Origin of the sequence: Duganella sp. BJB1802 (assembly GCF_013369445.1) — a bacterium.
Lineage (GTDB): Bacteria > Pseudomonadota > Gammaproteobacteria > Burkholderiales > Burkholderiaceae_D > Rugamonas > Rugamonas vulcania_A.
In genome coordinates this window covers 1-16,398 of record NZ_JABWEF010000024.1, presented here as the reverse complement: position 1 = coordinate 16,398, position 16,398 = coordinate 1, and the positions used below count along the sequence as shown (strand labels likewise).

The following is a 16,398-nucleotide window of genomic DNA, read 5'->3' as shown; positions in this document are numbered from 1 at the left end:
AACCAACGCCGAAGGCCGCGAGAGCACCTCCGACAAACGCAGCTATTCTCACACATACCGGCGTGCCAGGTCTGCACGCCAATCCCGTGAGAGCACCGGCCGCGACGCTTCCGCCCCTAAAAATCAGTCGCTTACAAGGCTTGCCGCGTGTCGTTCTCAAATGTGGCCAAGGGCATCAAACGCCGATGCTCAATAAGCTCGTCACAAATCCGTCACAGCTCATGCCGTGACCGTATTTTACCAATTCGCACTAAGCAATCCGAATCCGGCGAGAATATCCCACGCCGCATGCTCAATAATTCCCGCACGAATATTGCCGCGCCAATGGGCGAGAATGCCCAGGAACAGGCCATGCAGCATGATTGCCAAGACTGAATTAAGTCCTTCATATGCGTGTCCGATTCCGAATGCGACACCCTGAGCCAAGATAGCGATGCCGACCCGTCCAGTCATCGAAGCGAGTTGGCGTTGAAGATAACCTCGAAACACGATCTCTTCACTGATGCCGGCACTGATTGATATGCATAACCAGACAGCTACTCCCAATAACCCGTCCGGTTGGGAAGAAAGAAGCGGATTGTTCGATTGCGAAGTGTGGTCCGGCAAGAAATAATGCAGCCCGATTGAACACGCATAAATCAGTGCGAAGGCAAGTGCAGCATAGGCAAAGTCACTGAGGAGTTTGGTCGGCGTGAATGACTTTAATTCGAAAAACTCCAAGATTGAACGGCTACGCTCCTTCATGCCTCTGTAAATAAAAACTACCCATAACCACAGCAGGCCGATCATGATCAGGTCGTTCATGATCATTTGCGTCGCATCCGGCACATGGCTAGCAGAAATTTTTTTTGAAGAGTTCAGCACGCCGGCCGCCATCAACATCGCCAGGATGCCAAATAGAGTCAATGTATGTCTGGGCGAGGCCAATAAGTTTTTTGGATTTTCTGTTTTGTTCATCACAGTTGTTGAGGCGTCATCGAGATTGTTCATATCAGGCTACTTTCTTACGATTTGTGACTGATTTATTCGCTGTATCGACTTAACAGCGAAACGAAAAATTTCAATGCGGCGGTAGTGCGATCGAAGTCGCCAGTGCTCATATAGTCCAGCACCAGTCCGTCGATCACGGCACCGCATAAAGTTGCGATGGTGCGGCGATCAGCTGATTCAGGGATGCAGTGTTCCAGCACTTCCAGCCAGCTGGAGCTGGTATCGGATAGGAATTGGCCATAGCTTGCCGGGTTTTGCAGTGCCAGTACCTGGACTTCAAACAGCAAGCGGACATAGCGAATATTGTCCTTGGCGGTCACCCAGCACCAAAACGACTCCATGCCCGCTTCGCCTCGGGCTGCCAGCATCATCTCCATCAACGATTGCTGCATGCGGGAGCGCACTTGATCCATCACGACCGTAATCAGTCTTTCCTTGGACTCGAAGTGATAGATCAATAAACGGGCACTGGTTCCGATTTGTTCGGCCAGTGGCCGCAGCGATAATTCAGCCAGACCATGGTCCAGAAAATAATCAAGCGCTTTGTCGCGAAGTTCATCTCGTCTGCTCATGAAACGGATGTTACATGTAACGACTGTTTCACACAAGCGAATTGTGCCGGAATCGTTCGGCTGCGTGCCAGGGACGAGGTCCGGGCAAAACAGGACGATCCGGTTTGATGTGGCGATGTTACTGGTTGAAGGCCACCGGCGATGGCTGGCAGACGCGCATGGGCGTCGTGCTCAAGGAGTGGCTCGGCATTCCTTGATGCACGCCATATTTGATGGCGATGCGGACCCGGTAAGGACCGGTGGTGGGCGAACTCCTGCGCGGCACAAATCTGTCGCAAGCCCCGAAAGCCGGGGCCGAAGCGGACGTAAAAAAAGGAGTTACGATCACTCGTAACTCCTTGATTTAACTACTACTGTATTCGTGGTAGGCCGTGCGGGATTCGAACCTGCGACCAACGGATTAAAAGTCCGCTGCTCTACCAGCTGAGCTAACGACCCAAAGGTGCGATACCTTGGTTTTCTTCGAATGGTAGGCCGTGCGGGATTCGAACCTGCGACCAACGGATTAAAAGTCCGCTGCTCTACCAGCTGAGCTAACGACCCCCGAAGAAGCGAGATTATAGGGGGTAATGAGTCCGGCTGTCAAATACCCCCAAGTAATTATTTGCCGCCGAGGCGTTCCTTGGCCGTCGCCGCTGCCGACGAGTCAGGATAGGTCTTGATCAGGTCCTGCAGCGTTTTCTTGGCAGCCTTGTCTTTCAGCTCGGTCTGGCAGCTGGCGATGATCAGCATGGCTTCCGGCGCCTTCGGGCTGTCGGCGTAGTTCTTCAGCACCTGCTGCTGGGCCGCGATGGCGCTCTTGCAGTCGCGCTGCGCGAAGTAGGAGCTGCCCAGGTAGTACTGCGCGGCCGGCGCGTAGCTGGAGCCCGGATAGCGCTGCACGAATTCGGTGAACGCGGTGCCCGCCGCCTTGTAGTCGCCCGACTTGAAGGTCTGCCACGCCGCCTCGTAGGTGCGCTGTTCGCTCGGGTCCACTTGCGCGGTCTTGCCGTCGATGGTCACTTCGCGCGGCTCCAGCTTGCGCAGGCGGGCGTCGAGGTCGACATAGAAATCTTTCTGGCGCTTTTGCGCGTTGGCCAGCTCGTTGCTCAGCACTTCGATCTGGCCGCGCAGCTTGGCCACTTCCTGCAGCGTCATTTCGTTTTGCGAGACCAGGTCCAGCGTGCTGGACTTGTCGGACTTGGTGTCGATGCGGGCGTTCAGCTCGGCGCGCATGGCTTCGACCTTGGCGCGCAGGTCGAGCAGGGCCTTGCGGGCTTCGTCGTCGTCGAACAGCCCGGCATGGGCTTGCAGCGGCAGCCAGGTCAGTGCGGCCAGCAGGACGGCGCTCAGGCCGGATTTGGAGAGTTTCTTCATGTCGGACGCTTTCACACAAATCTAATAGGAAACGGGGCGGGACGCGGTGTTTTCCGCGTGCCGCCCCGTATTATGCCTGTCACCCGGCAAAAGGGTAGTGCTTTCGATTACTTGTAGACGATGTCTGCACGACGGTTTTGCGCCCATGCTTCTTCGTTCGAGCCGGAGGCCTTAGGCTTTTCCTTGCCCAGCGAAACGGCTTCGACCTGCGATTCCGACACGCCCAGCGTGGTCATGGCCTTGCGCACGGCTTCGGCGCGCTTCTGGCCCAGGGCCAGGTTGTACTCGGCGCCGCCGCGTTCGTCGGTGTTGCCTTGGATCAGGATCGAGCGGGCCTTGTTCTTGGCCAGGTAGGCCGAGTGGTTTTCCACCACTGGCTTGCCGTCGTCGCGCACGACGTAGCTGTCGAAGTCGAAGTACACGCTGCGGTTGGCCAGCACGCCTTTTGGATCGTCCAGCGGATCCAGCGATTTGGTTTCGACCGGGGCCACGGTGCGGGTGTCAGCCTGCGGCTGCGGTTTGGTGTCGACTTGACGCTCTTCCACCTTGGCCGGCTCGGCGATCTTGACCGGGGTCGACGAGCAGGCGGACAGGATGGCGGCGGTGGTGACGATGAAAGCGAGGCTGCTGAGTTTACGCATTTGATTCTCCTAGAGATGAAAGGTAAAAGTTACTGCATGAATGGACCCCAGGTGGGCTCCTTGATGTTGCCCGCCTGTGTGGTCAGGCGTTGCTTTACACGTCCATCCACCGAGACCACAGCCAGCGATTTGCGGCCGCCGGCTTGAGTGGCGTACATGATGTATTTGCCGTTGGGGGCAAAGCTTGGATACTGGTCGTCGGTGCTGTCGGACAGGCGCTGTTCCTGGCCGCTGGCCAGGTCCATCACGTACAGCTGGTAGTTGCCGTCGCGGCGGGAGATGTAGGCCAGGGTCTTGCCGTCGGCCGACACGCGCGGGCTGATGTTGTAGTTGCCGGTGAAGGTGATGCGCTTGGCCTCGCCGCCGTCGGCGTTCATGCGGTAGATCTGCGGGCCGCCGCTGCGGTCGCTCATGAAGTAGATGCTGCCGTCGGGCGCGAAGTTGGCCTCGGAATCGATGCCGGCGCTGTTGGAGACGCGCTTGAGGTTGCCGCCGTCGGCGTTGACCGTGTAGATCTGCGTGTGGCCGTCCTTGGACAGCGATACGGCCAGCTTGTTGCCGCTCTGCGCCCACACCGGCGACGAGTTGCTGCCTTTTTCGTTGGCGACCACGGTGCGCGCGCGGTTGACCAGGTTCTGCACGTAGACCACCGGCTTCTTCTGTTCGAACGAGACGTAGGCGACCTTGGTGCCGTCCGGCGACCAGGACGGCGAGATGATGGGTTCGTTCGAGCGCAGCGCCATCTGTTCGCCTTCGCCGTCGGCGTCGGCCACCAGCAGTTCGTAGTGGCGCTTGTCGTACTCCTTGACGTAGGCGATGCGGGTGGAGAAGGCGCCGCGGATGCCGGTCAGCTTCAGGTAGACGTCGTCGGCGATGTTGTGCGCGGTCAGGCGGGTGAACTGCGGCGCGCGTGCCACGTTCAGCTGCGACAGCTCGCTTTGCTTGACGGTGTCGAACAGCTTGTAGCGCACTTCATAGTCGCCGGCCGCCGACTTGGCGACGGTGCCGACCACCAGCGCGTCGGCGCCCTTGGCCTTCCAGGTGCCGTAGTCGATGTTGTTCATGCTGGTGATCACGCCGGCGTCGATCAGCTTGAAGGCGCCGCTGCGCTCCAGGTCGGCCTTGATGATGGCGGAAATCTGTTGCGGGGCGATGTTCTCGTCCGCGAAGCCGGCCACGGCGACCGGAATCTGGTTGCTGCCGACGCCGGAAATTTCGATCCGCATCTGTGCGTGGACGCCGCTGGCGGCCAGTGCCAGCGCGGCGGTAAGGATCGCTTGGTTCAGTTTTTTCATGGTGTGCATCAGTGCATATCCTTCATATTGAAATCGGCGGTAATTTCGCGCTCTACCGTACCATCTTTTTTCTTGGGTAGTGGTGACGATTTGGCGATCGCATTTTCAATTGCATTGTCGTAGGCGGCTGAGCCGCTGCTCTTCACCTTGCGAATGCCAATGATCTCACCGGTGGGCAATTGGGTTATCGAATAGGTGGCGCTCAATGTATCGTCGATCGCGCCGTACACCAGGTTGCCTTTGATCTTGCTGATGACCGCCGCGCGATAGCCGCCGTCGACGCGCCCGCCGGTCGAAGTGGCGGCGGTGCCGGTGCTGCCCTTGGCGGCGTTGCCGGTGATGCGGCTCATCTCGGCGGCGAAGGCCTTGTCGCGCGCGGCCTTGTCGGCCTTCTCGGCTTTTTCCTTGGCGGCTTTCTCGGCCAGCGCGGCTTTCTTCTTGTCCTTCTCGGCCTGTTCCTTCTCGTCCTTCAGCTTTTGCTCGGCTTCCTTCTTGTCGGCCAGCTTCTTGGCTTCCGCCTTGGCCTGCTTCTCTTCGGCTTCCTTCTTCAGCTTGGCTTCCTTGGCCGCCTCGAGTTTTTCCTGTTCGAGTTTCTTCTTCAGCTTCAGGCGTTCCAGGGCGATATCAGGTTCCTTCGGCGTCGGCGGCGCCTCCACCGGTTTCGGCGGGGCGGCCTTGACCACCGGCGTCGGTTCCGGTTCGGGTTCAGGCTCGGGCTTGACCTGGGGCGGCGTCGGCGCCGCTTCCTGCACCTTCATGTCCCAGATCTCGGCCTGCACGGTGGTCGGCTCGTTGTTCTGCCAGCTCACGCCCACCCACAGGAACAGCAGCAGCACGGCGTGCATGGCCGCGGCCAGCGCCATCGAGCGCCAGCCTTCGTTTTGTCGCGGCACTTTGTAGGGGCCGCCTGCCGTTGCGGGTTTCATCGTATGCACTGTGATTTACTTGGTCGACAAACCGACCCGGTTGATGCCCATCTTCTTCGCTTCCGAGATCAGCTGGATCACGTCGTCGTACTTGCTTTCCTTGTCGCCGGCGATCAGCACCGGATAGTCGGGATGGTCGTTGTGGATGGCGCGCAGCTTCTTGACCAGCGCGTCGCGGTTGGGCGCGGTTTCCGGCGCCTCTTCACCCTTGCCTTTGACACCGATCGACAGCGCGCCGTTCGGCTTGATCACCACCTGCACGTAATCGCTGGGCGGCTTGGTGGAGCGCTCGGCGCTCGGCAGGTCGACCACGCTCGGGTCATTGGCCGACGGCATGACCATGAAAATAATCAGCAACACCAGCATCACGTCGATGTAGGGCACGACGTTGATCTCGGACTTGAACTTGCGGCCGCGGCCGCCGCGCATGCTGCTGGAGAAAGAGGAAGCCATGATTGCCCTGCCTTCTTAACGCGACTGACGTTGCAGGATGTTGGAGAACTCTTCGACAAAACTCTCGAAGCGGATCGCCAAACGGTCGATGTCGTGCGAAAAACGGTTGTACGCGACCACGGCCGGGATCGCCGCGAACAGGCCGATGGCGGTGGCGATCAGCGCTTCGGCGATGCCGGGGGCGACCGCCGCCAGCGTGGCCTGCTGCACGTTGGCCAGGCCGCGGAAGGCGTTCATGATGCCCCACACGGTGCCGAGCAGGCCAATGTACGGCGACACCGAGCCGACCGAGGCCAGGAAGGCCAGGTGCGATTCGAGCACGTCCATCTCGCGCTGGAAGGCGGCGCGCATGGCGCGGCGGGCGCCGTCCAACACCGCGCCGGCGTCCATGCTTTCGCGGGCGGCGGTGTAGGCGGCCTTGCTCTTGATGAACTCACCCATGCCAGCTTCGAAGATGCGCGCCAGCGGGCCGCTGTTGGCGCGGTCCTTGCCGGCGTTCTGGTGCAGCGCGTGCAGGTTGCCGCCGGCCCAGAAGGTCTTCTCGAATTCGATGGTCAGGCGGCGCGCCGAGCGCACCGCGAACATCTTGCTGAAGATGTAGGTCCAGCTGGTCAGCGAGATGCCGAACAGCAGCGCCATGATCACTTGCACGATCACGTGCGCGTTGGTGATGAGGGACAGGAAGGAGAGGTCTTGGGTGACGTTCATGTATAGGTTCAGTCTGTTTTGATGGTACTACGCATTTTTTCGGCAACCGCCGCCGGCACGGCGCGCGGCGACAGGTCGGAACCCACGCAGCCGACCTTGACGCGGGCGGTGTTGAGCAATTGTTCGCCGCACCAGGCTTGCTGCACGAACAGAATCGAGGCGCGGCCTAGCTTTTCGATGCTAAGTGTTAATTTTAGTTCATCGTCCAACCTGGCAGGCGCATGATACTCCGCGCTGACGCTTTTGACGACGAACAAGACATCATGTTCGTGGAGCAAGGCGTGCTGTTCGACGTGGATGGCGCGCAACCACTCGGTGCGGGCGCGCTCGAAGAATTTGAGGTAGTTTGCGTAATAGACGATACCGCCGGCGTCGGTGTCTTCGTAATAGACCCGTACGTTCCAGATAAACTCTGCAGGCATGTTATTTTGACTACTGGTAAGATTGAGCAACATTCTACGCGATTTTATTGTTGTCGTTGAAGCTGCTACCGCGTCATTTCTGCCGATTTTGCAAGAAGACGCCAAAAATTGCATTTGCGATAGTAAAGCGTTTTCCCAGCAACTTGCCAAGGTTTGTAACAACCGCTTACGAATCGCTTCAGGGATGAAACGATTCGTCGGTGCAAACGGTTTACAGGTTGCGCTTGATCGCCAGCGGGCCGTAGCCCTGGCAGGTCGGCATCATTTCGATGCGGTTGATGTTGATGTGGGCCGGCAGGGTGGCGATCCAATAGGCGGTGTTGGCGATGTCCTCGGCCGTCAGCGGCTCGGTGCCTTCGTAGACCTTGGCCGCGGCTTCGTCGTTGCCCTTCAGGCGGACGTTGGAGAACTCGGTTCCGCCGCACAGGCCGGGCGCCAGGTTGGTGGCGCGCACGCCGGTGCCCACCAGGTCGGCGCGCAGATTGAGTGTGAACTGCTCGACGAAGGCCTTGGTGGCGCCGTACACGTTGCCGCCAGGGTAGGGCGTGTCGCCGGCCACCGAGCCCAGGTTGATCACCGTGCCGCTGCCGCGCGCCACCATCGCCGGCAGGATGGCGCGGGTCATGGCGACCAGGCCGCTGCAGTTGGTGGCGATCATCGTATCCCAGTCCTCCAGCGACGATTCGTGCGCCGGCGTGACGCCCAGCGCCAGGCCGGCGTTGTTGATCAACACGTCGATCTGCGCCCACTCGGCCGGCAGGCCCTCCAGCGCGCCCTTGATCGAGGCCTTGTCGGTGACGTCCAGCACGACGGGACGGGCGGCGGCGCCCAGCTCGGCGGCCAGCGCCTGCAGGCGGTCGGCGCGGCGGCCGCTGATCAGCACTTTATGGCCGTTCTGGACGAAGGTGCGGGCCATGGCGGCACCGAAGCCGGCGGTGGCGCCCGTGATGAAGACGATCATGTTCTATCCTTATGCGAGAGTGGAAACGATGGTCAAGTGTAGCCGAAATGGCAGTATGACTAGCCCCGTCTATCAAAATCGGCATAAGATTGCCTTTTAAACAATCATTTCCTTGCTCAAATCTGGCGCATAAATTACAATCGGGCTTCCATTACGTCTCACGTAACTGGCGAAAAGCTCCGGTCATCACCATTTTGGTGCGTGGCGGCCGGTCGGCGAAAGGTGGGCATCCACCGGGAAACGTGAGATTTCAACAGCCGTTCGCCTGGGCAGCCATCGATGGAATTGCACGAAGAGGCTGCCTATCCGCTATCGGCTTCCCTCATTCGATCCAACCTGCCAGTAACAAGTTACTCAATTCGATTGGAGTTTTTACATGTTCGCAAAAGATCACACCCTCGCCAACGTTGACCCGGAATTGTTCGGCGCCATCCAGAAAGAAAACACCCGTCAGCACGATCACATCGAACTGATCGCTTCGGAGAACTACACCTCGCCAGCCGTCATGGAAGCGCAGGGTTCCCAGCTGACCAATAAATACGCCGAAGGCTACCCAGGCAAGCGCTACTACGGCGGTTGCGAATACGTCGACGTCGTCGAGCAACTGGCGATCGACCGCGTCAAGCAGCTGTTCGGCGCGGAAGCGGCCAACGTGCAGCCGAACTCGGGCTCGCAAGCCAACCAGGGCGTGTTCTTCGCCGTGCTGAAACCAGGCGACACCATCATGGGCATGTCGCTGGCCGAAGGCGGCCACCTGACCCACGGCATGCCGCTGAACATGTCCGGCAAGTGGTTCAACGTCGTTTCCTACGGCCTGACCCCGGAAGAGGACATCGACTACGTCGCCATGGAAGCGCTGGCCAAGGAACACAAGCCTAAGCTGATCATCGCCGGCGCCTCGGCGTTCTCGAAAAAGATCGACTTCGAGCGCTTCGCCGCCGTCGCCAAGGCCGTTGGCGCCTACTTCATGGTCGACATGGCGCACTACGCCGGCCTGATCGCAGCCGGCCTGTATCCGAACCCTGTGCCGCACGCCGATTTCGTCACCTCGACCACGCACAAATCGCTGCGCGGCCCGCGCGGCGGCATCATCCTGATGAAGGCCGAGCACGAGAAGATCATCAACTCGGCCATCTTCCCAGGCATCCAGGGCGGCCCGCTGATGCACGTGATCGCCGGCAAGGCCGTGGCGTTCAAGGAAGCGCTGACGCCTGAGTTCAAGGCTTACCAGCAACAAGTCGTCATCAACGCCGACGTGCTGGCCAAGACCCTGATCAAGCGTGGCCTGCGCATCGTCTCCGGCGGCACCGAGTCGCACGTGATGTTGGTGGACCTGCGTCCGAAGAACCTGACCGGCAAGGAAGCGGAAGCGATCCTGGGCGCGGCGCACATGACCTGCAACAAGAACGGCATCCCCAACGATCCGCAGAAGCCATTCGTGACTTCGGGTATTCGCCTGGGCTCGCCTGCCTTCACCACCCGTGGTTTCAAGGAAGCGGAAGCGGAACAAGTCGGCAACCTGATCGCCGACGTGCTGGACAACCCGCACGACGCAGCGACCATCGACCGCGTGAAAGCGGCCGTGAAGGTTCTGGCTGACAAGTTCCCTGTGTACGCCAAGTAATCTGTAGCACCGCGACGCCGGCCTGTGCCGGTGTCGCGTCATCGAATAGCGCCAATATGAAATGTCCGTTTTGCCAGCATGAAGACACCCAGGTTCTCGATACGCGTGTATCCGAGGAAGGGGACGCCATACGCCGGCGCCGGCGCTGCGGAAAATGTGATAAACGATTTACCACCTATGAGCGCATCGAGCTGGTGATGCCCTATGTGGTCAAGAAGAACGGCAGCCGTACCGAGTATTCGTCGGCCAAGCTGCGCGGCAGCCTCACGCTGGCCCTGCGCAAGCGTCCCGTGGCGGCCCCCGCCGTCGATGCGGCGATATTGTCGATCGAGGAAAAGCTGCTGACCAGCGGACAGCGCGAGGTCGATACCGGCTACATCGGCGAGCTGGTGATGCAGGAGTTGAAGCGTCTCGACAAGATCGCGTACATCCGTTTTGCATCGGTCTACAAAAACTTCGAAGACCTGGCCGAGTTCCAGGACGCCATTGCCGAAGTCGGGCAGGAGCGTAAGCCGCGCAAGGCTTAGTTTCCCGCGCGTTATGCGCCGGTCCATGGCTGGCGCACCTTTGATACACCTCATACTCTCAGCAGCAGTCACTGCTAACTTCTAGCACTGTCCTCGTCGACTTGCGGAGGTGTGCAATGTGCACACGCGCTTATATGCCGGGCTTTACGCTGCTGGAAATCCTCATCGCCGTGCTGTTGCTGGCGTTTGGTATTGTCGGCGGCGTGGCGATGCAGTTGTCGGCGCTGCGTGCGCGGCATCAGGCGGCGTTGTTGTCGCAGGCGGGCTACGTCGCGGCCGGCCTGGCCGAACGCATGCGCGCCAATGCCGCGCAGATGCATCTGGCCGATGGCGCCAATCCCTATTTGCTGCTTGATTACGATGCGCTGGCGGAACCTCATCCGCCGGCGCCGTCGGCGTTGTGCTATGGCGGCGCGTGCGACAGCGCGCAGTTGGCGATGTTCGATCTGTACGAGGCGAAAATGCAGGTGAGCCAGTATCTGCCGGCGGGGCGGTTGCGCGTGTGTCGCGACAGTGGCGGCAAGACGGTCTGGGCGTGCGGCGGCGGGGCGGGCGCGCCGGTGGTGGTCAAGATCGGCTGGCGCGAAAAAAATCCTGATGGCACGCCGCACAAGGATGCGAGCGGCGATTTCGCGCCGGCGCTGGCCTTGGTTGTTGGAGCGACGCGATGAGTACGCATCTTGTCCGCGGCTGGACTGTCGTTGAGTTCGCCATCGCGGTGACGCTGGGTTTGATCGTGACCTTGCTGGCCAGCGGGTTGCTGCTGTCGGCCGGCAGCAGTTACCGCAATCACGACGAGTACGTCGGGCTGAACGACGGCGGCCGCCATGCGCTCGACATCCTGGCGCGCTCGATACGGTTGGGCGCCTACGTCAACTGGGAGGGCAAGACGGCGCCGATAGAACTGGATGATGCCGCGCCGGCGTCCGTTGCCGGGCTGGATGCGCGCAGTATCAGCCGGGGCAGCGCGGACATCTCGGGACTGTTGCCGGCGGTGGCGCACGGCAGCGATGTGCTGGCATTGCGCTTCTCCGGTACCGGCGTGGGCGGCAATGGCGACGGCTCCAGTCTCAATTGCGCGGGCTTTGGCGTGGCCGCGCCCGATGCGCCCGATGCGCGCGGCTGGAGCATCTTCTACGTCGCCGACGATGGCACCGGCGAGACCGAGCTGCGCTGCAAGTACCGGGGCGCCTCCGGCTGGGGCGCGGACGCCATCGTGCGCGGCGTCGATTCCTTCCAGGTGCTGTATGGGCTGGACACCGATGTGCCGGCCGACGGCGTGCCCAATACCTATCTCAACGCCAGCGGCATCGATGCGATGGACGCCGCGTTGGCGCTGGCTGGCGCAACGGCGGACGAACGCTTGCGCGACTTCCGCCGCAAGACTTTCTGGAAGCGCGTGTGCAGCGTCCGGGTGGCCTTGCTGCTGCATGGCGAGGTCAACACGCGCGCCGATGCCGGGGCGGCGCAATACGACCTGTTCGGGCCCGCGTATTCCGACGCGCATGGCGACGACGAGGGTGTGCGCATCGTGGAGGGGAGCCTGCCGGCGTCGCAGCGTGCGCGGGCGCGCAGGGTGGTCGGCATGACGGTGGCGTTGCGCAACCGGAGCGGCTAGTCATGGAGCGGCGAAGGCAGCGTGGCGTGGCGGTGTTGATGTGCCTGATGATGCTGATCCTGGTGATGTTGCTGGGCGTGTCGGCGGCGCAAATGAGCTTGCAGGGCGAGAAGGCGGCGCGCGGCGAGCGTGATCGGGAAGTGGCGTTGCAAGCGGCGGAGGATGCCTTGGCAGATGCGGAGCGCGATATTCAATCCGGCACGGCGGCGGTCAGCGCCTGCGATGCGGCGCCTGCGTGGCAGCGGGTGGATCTTTCCGGGGTGGAGGACGGCGGCGCCTGCACAGCGGGCTTTGGCGAGCACACTGGGGCGGAGATGCTGACGGCGGAAGGCGCGCTGCCGTTCAGGAAGCCGCGCTATCTGGTCGAACGCATGGCTTGCCATCAACCCGGGGAGGATGCGTCGGCTGTCAGCTATTGCTACCGCGTGACGGTGATCGGCTTCGGGGCGCGGCCGGGGACGGAAGTGGTTTTGCAGAGTGTGTACAGCAAGCCGGAGTGAGGAGGGGATATGCAAATAGCGATGTCTGGGCGTGGACGCATGTGGTCGTGGGTCTTGGTCGCCTTGCTGTTGATGCTGCTGCCGATGCTGGCCGCTGGCGTGCACGCCGCGCCCCCGCTGATCAATATCGGCAGCGAGCCCTTGACTGCGGCCTGCCGCGCGGCCACGCCCGCTGCGGGCGCGCGGATGGCTGGCGCGTCGTTATTGGTGACCGCGAGCGTCGGCGTTGCTGCGTCGTCTGGCCCACCGCCGGCCTCGGCGCTTGTTGGCGACTTATTCAGCGCGACGCTGGACGCGGGCGACAGCGGCGGTCACTTCGAGCGCAGCAGCTTGCCGCCTGCAGGCGTGGCCGTGCCGGGAGCCGTGCTGTGGGATGCCGGCGCGATCTTGACCGGTGCGCCGGGACGGCCTCCCTTGCCGGCATCCGACGCGCGCAATCTTTACACGGCCATCGTCCAGGCCGACGGCAGGTTGAGCGGGATTCCATTTAGTTGGCCCGCCTTGTCGGCCGCGCAGCAGGCGATGCTGGATCAGGCGCCGCCGCCGCACTCGATCAGCGACGGACTGGGCGAACGGCGCGTCGCCTATCTGCGCGGCGACCGCAGCGAAGAGGGCGCGTTGTTCCGCCGGCGCAGCAGCGTGCTGGGCGACTCGATCAACAGCACGCCTGTGTTGGTCGGCCCGCCGTCGGGCGCAGCGCTGGACGCGGGCTACACGGCCTTTCGCGAACGGAACAAAGCCCGCCGCCCCATGATCTACCTCGGCGCCAACGACGGCATGCTGCATGGCTTCGACGCCGCCAGCGGCATCGAACGCTACGCTTATCTGCCCGACGCATTGATGCCGATATTGAACCGCTTGCCGAGCCCCGGCTATGTGCACCATGCCTATGTCGACGGTCCCGCAAGCAGCGGCGATGTTCTCATCGGCGGGAGCTGGCGCACGGTGCTGGTTTCCGCGATGGGCGGCGGCGCGCAAGGCCTGTTCGCGCTGGACGTCACCGATCCCGAAACGCTGAACGAAGCGGCCGCGCTGTGGGAATTCACCGACCGCGACGACCCCATGATGGGCAATCTCACCACGCTGCCGCAGATCGCCAAAGTGCTCACCAGCCACGGCGATGAGGCGGCCAGCTATCGCTATTTCGCCGTCGCCTCCAGCGGGTTGAACAACTACGCCAGCGACGGCCACTCCAGCCGAGCGGGCAAGAGCGCCTTATTCCTGCTGGCACTCGACAAGCCGCGCGATGCGCCATGGAAGCTCAACGCGAACTACTACCGATGGACCACGCCGATCTCCGATTCATCGATGGCGAACGTCCTGAGCGCCCCGGCATTGACCTTCGACCGCGACGGCGCGCTGAGCTACGCCTACGCCGGCGACCTGCAAGGCAATCTGTGGCGCTTCGATTTCGCCGGCTGGCCGGGCGTCGTGGTGCAAGCGCTGTTTGCCGCCCGCGATGCCGATGGCCGCCGCCAGCCGATTGCACAGCGGCCCGTGCTGGCTTACGCCGGCGGCGGCGGTTACATGGTGCTATTCGGTACCGGCATGTTGTTCGACCGGAACGACTTGTCGGCCGGCGGCTTCGTTACCCAGTCGTTCTATGGCATCCATGACAGCTTGTCCGTGCCGATGGATGTCGTGGCCGGACGGCGGCAGTTGACCGAGCGTGTGCTGGATGCCTCGTCCGCAGACCTGTTCAACCTCAGCGGCGCGGCTATCGCACCGGACAGCAAGGGCTGGTATGTCGATTTCCTGCGATCGTCGCGCACGGGCGAGCGCAGCATCGGCAGCGGCGTGCTGGCGGGCGGCGCGGTGGTGTTCAACACGCTGTTGCCCGGCGCGGACAAATGCGATGCTTCACGCAGCCGAACCTACGTGCTGAATGCGCTCAGCGGCCTGCCGGAGGGCCGCAGCACCGCCAGCATCGACCCGGCCGCGCCGATAGTCGGCCTGCTGCAACCGGCCTACCCAACGTTGCTGGCACTGGTGCCGCAATCGTCCACACGCAGCGCGCCCGATCCCACCGGGCAGGTCGTGGTGACGAAGAACTACGCGGTGGCCAACGTGTCGGCAGGGGAGGTTGCGGTGGCGGGCGCGGTCAAGGTGCGCTTGCGGTCCGGCCGGCTCAGCTGGCGCGAAGTCGCCAACTGGCGCGAGCTGCATGAGGCCATCAAATGAGGCCCCTTCACGAGCGCGCCTTCAGCATGATCGAGCTGCTGGTGGTGCTGGTCATTCTTGCCGTGCTGGCCGCGCAGGCGATGCCGAGTTTTACACAGCACGTGATCCGTGCCCGCCGCTCCGAGGCGCAGGCCGCGATGCTCCAGCTGATGCAGCAGGAGGAGCGGTTTTACACGCAGGCCAGCACTTACATCGCTTTTTCATCAAGCACCACGGATTTGGAAGCCCGCCAGTTCAAGTGGTGGAGCAGCAACGGCGCGCCCACCAGCGCGTACGAAATCGAAGGCAAGGCTTGCGATGGCGAGCCGATCTCGCAATGCGTGCAGCTGATCGCCACGCCCGGCACCGCGATGGTCGACAGCGCTTTTCGCGACGACGATTGCCGGCAGCTCAAGCTCACCAGCAGCGGCTTGCGCCTGGCGACCGGCCCGTCCACCCGCTGCTGGCCATGAGGACAGCGCGATGCGCCCACATCCCCCGCGCGGACACACGCTGATCGAACTGCTGATCGTCATGGCGCTGATCACGACCTTGCTCGGCGTCGCCGTGCCGAGCTTTCATACCGGGCTGAAGCAACAGCAATTGCGGGTGGCCGTCAACGATCTGCTGGCCGCGATCAACCTGACGCGCTCGCAAGCCATCGCGCGCGGCGGGCAGGTCCTGATGGCGCCGCTGGACCCGGCCGGCACATCCTGGCGCGAAGGCTGGGTGGTGTTCGTCGATGAGAATGGCAACCGCCGCCACGACCCCGGCGAGCTGCTGCTGACCCGGCACGGGCCGGTCGCCGAGGGCATCGCCATCACAGCGGCATTCTCGTCGGCCGCAACGCCGCAATATCTTGCTTATAATGCTGCTGGGCGCGCCTGCAACGCGAGCAACAGCCTGGCCGCGCGCTGGGGCACGCTGTCGCTGGCGCGGGGCGACGACGTGCGCAACATCAAGATCAATATGCTGGGCCGGGCACGCGTGTGCGACCCGGCGGCGGGCGACGCCAGCTGCGCCAGCGCCAAGGATTAAGGACAACGTGGACATCAACAACGATCTCGAAGGCATGACGCTGGCGCTGGAATGGGCCGCGAAAGGGCTGTACACCACCTCGCCGAACCCGCACATCGGCTGCGTGATCGTGCGCGACGGGCAGGTGATCGGCGCCGGCGTCACCCAGCAGGCCGGCAGCGACCACGCGGAAATCCAGGCGCTCAAGGATGCGCAGGCACGCGGCCACGACGTGCGCGGCGCCACCGCCTACGTCACGCTGGAACCGTGCAACCACCACGGCCGCACGCCGCCATGCTCGGATGCGCTGGTGCGTGCCGGCCTGGGCCGCGTGGTGGCGGCGATGGAAGACCCGAATCCGCTGGTGGCCGGGCAGGGCATGGCCAAGCTGGCCGCAGCCGGCATCGAGACCAGCGTCGGCCTGCTGGCCGAACAGGCATACGAGCTGAACATTGGCTTCTTCTCGCGCATGACGCGTGGCCTGCCATGGGTGCGTATGAAGACCGCCGCCAGCCTGGACGGCATGACGGCGCTGCACAACGGTGTCAGCCAGTGGATCACCGGGCCGGAAGCGCGCGCCGACGGCCACGCCTGGCGCGCGCGCGCCGGCGCCATACTGACCGGCCTC

At 62.6% G+C, this 16,398-nt stretch carries 20 protein-coding genes, 2 tRNA genes and 1 riboswitch; of the genes, 10 read left to right on the top strand and 12 right to left on the bottom strand.

Features of this window, described 5'->3' with window-relative positions:
- Positions 1-237: 237 nt before the first annotated feature.
- Both HUX88_RS28060 and HUX88_RS28055 read right to left on the bottom strand, forming a co-directional pair.
- Positions 238-990 carry a CPBP family intramembrane glutamic endopeptidase gene (locus HUX88_RS28060; protein ID WP_176363889.1) on the bottom strand — a complete coding sequence of 251 codons (753 nt, stop codon included), beginning with the start codon at positions 988-990 and terminating at the stop codon, positions 238-240.
- Between the two features lie 32 nt (positions 991-1,022).
- Complete coding sequence (locus tag HUX88_RS28055) at positions 1,023-1,562, bottom strand: TetR/AcrR family transcriptional regulator (protein WP_176363888.1); 540 nt, start codon at positions 1,560-1,562, stop codon at positions 1,023-1,025.
- A 107-nt stretch (positions 1,563-1,669) separates the two neighbouring features.
- On the opposite strand from HUX88_RS28055, the gene HUX88_RS33415 reads away from it, so the two are divergent.
- A complete protein-coding gene (locus HUX88_RS33415; protein WP_117015250.1) occupies positions 1,670-1,759 on the top strand; it encodes a BrnA antitoxin family protein in 90 nt (29 codons plus the stop codon).
- Between the two features lie 165 nt (positions 1,760-1,924).
- Here HUX88_RS33415 and HUX88_RS28045 read toward each other — a convergent pair.
- From HUX88_RS28045 to HUX88_RS28000, 10 genes are all read right to left on the bottom strand, one after another.
- Positions 1,925-2,000, bottom strand: a tRNA-Lys gene (locus HUX88_RS28045).
- A 29-nt stretch (positions 2,001-2,029) separates the two neighbouring features.
- A tRNA-Lys gene (locus tag HUX88_RS28040) sits at positions 2,030-2,105 on the bottom strand.
- 57 nt (positions 2,106-2,162) lie between these two features.
- On the bottom strand, positions 2,163-2,918 hold the full coding sequence (ybgF, locus tag HUX88_RS28035) for a tol-pal system protein YbgF (protein WP_117015249.1): 756 nt from the start codon (positions 2,916-2,918) through the stop codon (positions 2,163-2,165).
- 107 nt (positions 2,919-3,025) lie between these two features.
- The gene (gene pal / locus HUX88_RS28030; protein ID WP_176363887.1) at positions 3,026-3,559 is read right to left on the bottom strand and encodes a peptidoglycan-associated lipoprotein Pal; all 534 of its coding nucleotides are present in this window, start codon (positions 3,557-3,559) and stop codon (positions 3,026-3,028) included.
- Between the two features lie 29 nt (positions 3,560-3,588).
- Complete coding sequence (gene tolB / locus HUX88_RS28025; protein ID WP_229219591.1) at positions 3,589-4,854, bottom strand: Tol-Pal system beta propeller repeat protein TolB; 1,266 nt, start codon at positions 4,852-4,854, stop codon at positions 3,589-3,591.
- A gap of 8 nt (positions 4,855-4,862) precedes the next feature.
- Complete coding sequence (gene tolA / locus HUX88_RS28020) at positions 4,863-5,780, bottom strand: cell envelope integrity protein TolA (protein WP_176363885.1); 918 nt, start codon at positions 5,778-5,780, stop codon at positions 4,863-4,865.
- A 15-nt stretch (positions 5,781-5,795) separates the two neighbouring features.
- The gene (locus HUX88_RS28015) at positions 5,796-6,233 is read right to left on the bottom strand and encodes an ExbD/TolR family protein (protein ID WP_161083106.1); all 438 of its coding nucleotides are present in this window, start codon (positions 6,231-6,233) and stop codon (positions 5,796-5,798) included.
- A 15-nt stretch (positions 6,234-6,248) separates the two neighbouring features.
- Positions 6,249-6,941 (bottom strand): protein TolQ, encoded by a 693-nt coding sequence (gene tolQ, locus HUX88_RS28010; RefSeq protein ID WP_117015244.1) that lies wholly within the window; start codon positions 6,939-6,941, stop codon positions 6,249-6,251.
- An 8-nt stretch (positions 6,942-6,949) separates the two neighbouring features.
- Positions 6,950-7,363 carry a tol-pal system-associated acyl-CoA thioesterase gene (ybgC, locus tag HUX88_RS28005; RefSeq protein WP_117015334.1) on the bottom strand — a complete coding sequence of 138 codons (414 nt, stop codon included), beginning with the start codon at positions 7,361-7,363 and terminating at the stop codon, positions 6,950-6,952.
- Between the two features lie 211 nt (positions 7,364-7,574).
- Positions 7,575-8,324: an SDR family NAD(P)-dependent oxidoreductase gene (locus tag HUX88_RS28000; protein ID WP_117015243.1), complete on the bottom strand. Its 750-nt coding sequence runs from the start codon at positions 8,322-8,324 to the stop codon at positions 7,575-7,577.
- Between the two features lie 152 nt (positions 8,325-8,476).
- Positions 8,477-8,602, top strand: a riboswitch (ZMP/ZTP riboswitch).
- A 98-nt stretch (positions 8,603-8,700) separates the two neighbouring features.
- Here HUX88_RS28000 and glyA point away from each other — a divergent pair.
- The 9 genes from glyA to ribD all read left to right on the top strand — a co-directional run.
- Entirely contained in the window at positions 8,701-9,948 is a 1,248-nt protein-coding gene (gene glyA / locus HUX88_RS27995; RefSeq protein ID WP_117015242.1) for a serine hydroxymethyltransferase, read from the top strand.
- 56 nt (positions 9,949-10,004) lie between these two features.
- Complete coding sequence (gene nrdR / locus HUX88_RS27990; RefSeq protein WP_117015241.1) at positions 10,005-10,475, top strand: transcriptional regulator NrdR; 471 nt, start codon at positions 10,005-10,007, stop codon at positions 10,473-10,475.
- A gap of 134 nt (positions 10,476-10,609) precedes the next feature.
- Complete coding sequence (gene pilV, locus HUX88_RS27985) at positions 10,610-11,146, top strand: type IV pilus modification protein PilV (protein WP_176363884.1); 537 nt, start codon at positions 10,610-10,612, stop codon at positions 11,144-11,146.
- A complete protein-coding gene (locus HUX88_RS27980; protein ID WP_176363883.1) occupies positions 11,143-12,093 on the top strand; it encodes a PilW family protein in 951 nt (316 codons plus the stop codon). The genes pilV and HUX88_RS27980 overlap by 4 nt, the downstream gene beginning before the upstream one ends.
- Before the next feature lie 26 nt (positions 12,094-12,119).
- Entirely contained in the window at positions 12,120-12,593 is a 474-nt protein-coding gene (locus HUX88_RS27975; RefSeq protein ID WP_373886855.1) for a PilX N-terminal domain-containing pilus assembly protein, read from the top strand.
- Positions 12,594-12,632: 39 nt separating this feature from the next.
- The gene (locus HUX88_RS27970) at positions 12,633-14,774 is read left to right on the top strand and encodes a pilus assembly protein (protein WP_229219590.1); all 2,142 of its coding nucleotides are present in this window, start codon (positions 12,633-12,635) and stop codon (positions 14,772-14,774) included.
- Positions 14,771-15,226 carry a type IV pilin protein gene (locus tag HUX88_RS27965; RefSeq protein WP_229219589.1) on the top strand — a complete coding sequence of 152 codons (456 nt, stop codon included), beginning with the start codon at positions 14,771-14,773 and terminating at the stop codon, positions 15,224-15,226. Before HUX88_RS27970 ends, HUX88_RS27965 begins: the two co-directional genes overlap by 4 nt.
- 10 nt (positions 15,227-15,236) lie before the next feature.
- The gene (locus tag HUX88_RS27960) at positions 15,237-15,791 is read left to right on the top strand and encodes a GspH/FimT family pseudopilin (RefSeq protein ID WP_176363881.1); all 555 of its coding nucleotides are present in this window, start codon (positions 15,237-15,239) and stop codon (positions 15,789-15,791) included.
- Positions 15,792-15,798: 7 nt separating this feature from the next.
- Positions 15,799-16,398: bifunctional diaminohydroxyphosphoribosylaminopyrimidine deaminase/5-amino-6-(5-phosphoribosylamino)uracil reductase RibD (ribD, locus tag HUX88_RS27955; protein ID WP_373886854.1), on the top strand; the 600-nt coding region annotated here is incomplete at its 3' end.